This is a genomic window from Cesiribacter andamanensis AMV16 (genome assembly GCF_000348925.1).
In the GTDB taxonomy this organism is placed as follows: Bacteria; Bacteroidota; Bacteroidia; order Cytophagales; family Cyclobacteriaceae; genus Cesiribacter; species Cesiribacter andamanensis.
The window spans coordinates 1-3886 of record NZ_AODQ01000211.1 but is presented as its reverse complement, the minus strand read 5'-3'; the positions used below and the strand labels follow the sequence as shown (position 1 = coordinate 3886).

The following is a 3886-nucleotide window of genomic DNA, read 5'->3' as shown; positions in this document are numbered from 1 at the left end:
ATGATATTCTGCATGAACGCGCTTAAGCACACCGTCTCCCTCTGCCGCTGGTTCTGCTCCTGGGGGGGGCTGCGGCCCAGGCCCAGCAGGGCAGCCTGCGCATTGCCAAACTAAAATACAATGGTGGCGGCGACTGGTACGCCAATAAAACGGCCCTGCCTAACCTGATCTCTTTTGCCAACCAGCAACTGAATACCGGCCTGCACCCGCGCGAATCGGTGGTGGAAGTAGGCAGCCCGGAGCTCTTTTCCTATCCCTATGTGTACATGACCGGCCATGGCAATGTGGTATTTAGCCCCCAGGAGGCGCAAAACCTGCGTACCTACCTGCTGTCGGGCGGCTTTTTGCACATTGATGATAATTATGGACTGGACCAGTTTATCCGCCTGGAGATGAAAAAGGTGTTTCCGGAGCTGGAGTTTGTGGAGATCCCCCTTTAATCACCCCATCTACCACCAGCAGTTCAGCTTTTCCAAAGGCCTGCCCAAGATCCACGAACATGACGGCAAGCCAGCCCAGGGCCTGGGCCTGTTCTGGGAGGGGCGTCTGATCTGCTTTTATTCCTATGAGAGTGATCTGGGCAATGGCTGGGAAGACCAGTCGGTACACAACGATCCGGAAGAAAAACGCCAGCAGGCCCTCAAGATGGGCGCCAATATTCTTTCGTACGTTTTTATTCGGGACTAAAAACCGGACAGCACTCCATACAATTGCCCCTTCTGTGTGCTACCTGCGCAGGAGGGGTATTTTTTTCCATGGCCCCTGCTTTCCCTGATCATCCCCTCACCCCTTCCCCCAGCCTTCACAAAAATAATTTTTAAAATAAATCACCCCATTTTGTCACAGATGCCGGCAGCCAGGTGTCATGTCTGTATGTGGGCATTCTGCCCACGGCTGACGGTTGTTTCATTAAAACATGTGTGTTACGTGATCATTATTTTCATTTTCATAGCCCATTGGTATCTGTCGCTGTTTTGCCAGACCTTCTTTCTGCACCGCTATGCAGCGCATAAGATGTATACCATGAGTCCCTTCTGGGAGCGCTTCTTTTATTTTGCCACCTGGGCTACCCAGGGTTCTTCCTATCTGAGCCCGCGTGCCTATGCCATCCTGCACCGGATGCACCACGCCTATTCCGATACCCCAAAGGACCCCCACTCTCCGCATCATACCAAAAACCTCTTTACCATGATGTGGGAGACCAAAGATATCTATAACGAGGTGTACACCCATCAGGTAGAGGTAGAGGAGCGCTTCCGCAAGGATGTGCCGGACTGGCCTGCCTTTGACCAGATGGCCGATACCCGCTGGAGCCGCATTGGCTGGGGCTTGTTCTATGTAGCCCTTTATGTGCTCTTTATCAACGTTTTGGAGATGCCCGGCACCCACTGGTGGATGTACGGCCTGCTGCCCATCCATTTTCTGATGGGGCCTGTACATGGCGCCATTGTAAACTGGAGCGGCCACAAATACGGCTATGCCAACTTCGATAACCATGATAAATCGCGCAACTCCCTGATCATTGATTTTCTGATGCTCGGTGAGCTTTTTCAGAACAACCACCACAAACTGCCCAACCGGGCCAACTTTGGCGTACGCTGGTTTGAATTTGACCCTATTTATCCGGCCGTGCGCCTGCTGAGCGTTATGGGAGTAATCAAGATGCGCCCCAAGCGGGTATCCATCTCCCCACAGGCCACTACCAATGCCGAAGCCGCCTAAGCAGGCACATACATCTACTGAATCGTATCATGAGAAAAAGCCGGTTATTTCAGACCGGCTTTTTCGTTTTATATGCCCGCCCGGCAACGGGCGCACCCGCCCTGCGCATCTTTTCTGCCGTTCCGGCATCCCATAACCCTCTGTCTTTTACCTCGTAAGCTATAATAGAGCATAAAAAATGGAGTACTGACTCCGATTTTTTTAACCTAATCTGAGAATACGATGAAAAAGACCATTATACAGAACTGGACCAAATATTTCATGGGCGTTTGTGCCGTATCGGGCCTGATGCTGTTCAGCTCCTGCGATAGCGACCGACGCGATGCCAGCAACGACACAGCCTATACCACTGAAGACCAGCGGACCCCTGTAGGGGATGCCCGCACCGGCACCATCGATACGGTAAATACCTATGACCGTACCTCCAATACCGAACTGGAGCAGAGCGACATGGACATGGCCACCCCTCGCAGCCAAACAGGGGATAGCGAAACCAGTGGCACCACCCCTGCACAAAACACCACTCAATCTGTGCAACAAACAAATACAGATAGACAAAACCAGCCGGCTGACCGCCGCCAGCAGACTAGCAGCACACGCCAGAATGCACAAACCAGCCAAAACCAGCAGGCACAGCAGCAGGATGATCTGCCCCAGGCCGAGCGCCAGAATGTTACCGACCGCAGTGAGTACGATATTCAGAAGCTGCGCCTTGATTTTGAGGAGGTGAACCAGCAGATCCGAAGCACCCTGCGCCAGTACCCCGGGGTGGGCATGCGCTATACCGACGATCTGGAGGGGGCCGATTACAGCTATGGCACCTATGGCATCCAATATGAGAACCTGACCGACGAAACGGCCCGCAAACAGTTTCAGGACCTGGAACTGCGCCGTTCTGAACTGCATGAGCAGATGCGGGGCCAGATGGATGAGAAAACCGGCACCTACATGGCCGCCGATGAAGATGCCCAGCCGGCCAATGGCTACAACTCCCTCTATGAGTTTATCGGGCAGGAACTGCAATACCCCCGTAACCTGCGCGCCGAAGATATCCAGGGCACCCTATTCGTAGAGTTTCGGGTAGATGAAAACGGACAGGTAAGCAATCCAAGGGTGGTCGAAAGCCTGGACCCTTCTGCCATCCGCCTGCAAAACAACGAGCTTAACCCGGCCCCTACCCAAATACAGCGAGAGGTAAACCAGGATGAGTTCAAGGCAATCGTTAGCGAGATGGAAGAAGAAGTGAAAGAAGTGATCCTGAAGACCAGCGGCATGTGGGAGCCTGCCAAAATGAATGGCCAGGCTGTTGCGGAATTCGTACAGCTGCCCATCCACTTTCAGTCCGGCCCCGAAGATGCGGCCATTGAAGACTAATAAACCCCTTGCATACCATGCGAAAACAGGCCCTGGCGGCCTGTTTTTTTTGCAAATAAGAGCCCCGACTGATACCCCCTACCCTCTTTATGCTCGATGAGCAGCCCCCTTCCTCTGCCCATAACTCTCTGAAGGCTAATTCGTAGAGTAGGGTAGTAAAAAAGAAGGGATCTCACCGATCCTGATACCAAATTAGCAAACACATGAAAAATACAAACATACCTACTACCCTATCCAAGCTTTTATCGGCCGCTGCCCTATCCGGCCTGTTATTCTTCAGCGCCTGTGGCGATGGTCAAAATACCGAAACCACCGGCAACGAGCAGGGCTATGCCAAAGACCAGGACCCGCCGCTGCGGGAAATCCCGGCTGCTGATACGCAGGCCGGCGGAGTTCCCACAGAGAATGTCGCTGACCGCAGCCCAATGGCCCAAACAGAGGCCGACTCTGCCGCCGGCTTTGAGCGCACGGCCAATACGCCTTCTGACAGTACCCCGGAGGGTAGCCAGACAGGCGAAATCGATGCTCAACTAAACCAGAATCAGGAAACCAGCACTACCTATTCCACAGACCCAACCCGCACCATCAATTCCTCCGGCCATCCCATGGAAATAACACCCCCTGCGGCTCAGGGGCAACAGCAAAAAGCCAGCAGCCAACAGCGTCAGCCGGCTGGCAAGCAGGCTGCAGATACTACAGCTACGCAGGGTCAGCAAAACCAGACCCCTCCCGGCACCAGCCCCCGTCCGAAGGATCAATAGTGTGCGGAAACGGAACTGAGCATAAAAAA

Annotated in this window: 3 protein-coding genes and 1 pseudogene; all 4 read left to right on the top strand. The window is 53.6% G+C overall.

The window, feature by feature from the left end:
- Nucleotides 1-41 precede the first annotated feature (41 nt).
- Nucleotides 42-687, top strand: a pseudogene (locus ADICEAN_RS20415) (DUF4159 domain-containing protein).
- A gap of 240 nt (nucleotides 688-927) precedes the next feature.
- The gene (locus ADICEAN_RS20410; RefSeq protein WP_040398579.1) at nucleotides 928-1722 is read left to right on the top strand and encodes an acyl-CoA desaturase; all 795 of its coding nucleotides are present in this window, start codon (nucleotides 928-930) and stop codon (nucleotides 1720-1722) included.
- Between the two features lie 222 nt (nucleotides 1723-1944).
- The gene (locus tag ADICEAN_RS20405) at nucleotides 1945-3096 is read left to right on the top strand and encodes an energy transducer TonB (protein WP_009197573.1); all 1152 of its coding nucleotides are present in this window, start codon (nucleotides 1945-1947) and stop codon (nucleotides 3094-3096) included.
- Between the two features lie 203 nt (nucleotides 3097-3299).
- Nucleotides 3300-3857, top strand: a complete 558-nt coding sequence (locus ADICEAN_RS20400) for a hypothetical protein (protein ID WP_009197572.1) — start codon at nucleotides 3300-3302, stop codon at nucleotides 3855-3857.
- Nucleotides 3858-3886 lie beyond the last annotated feature (29 nt).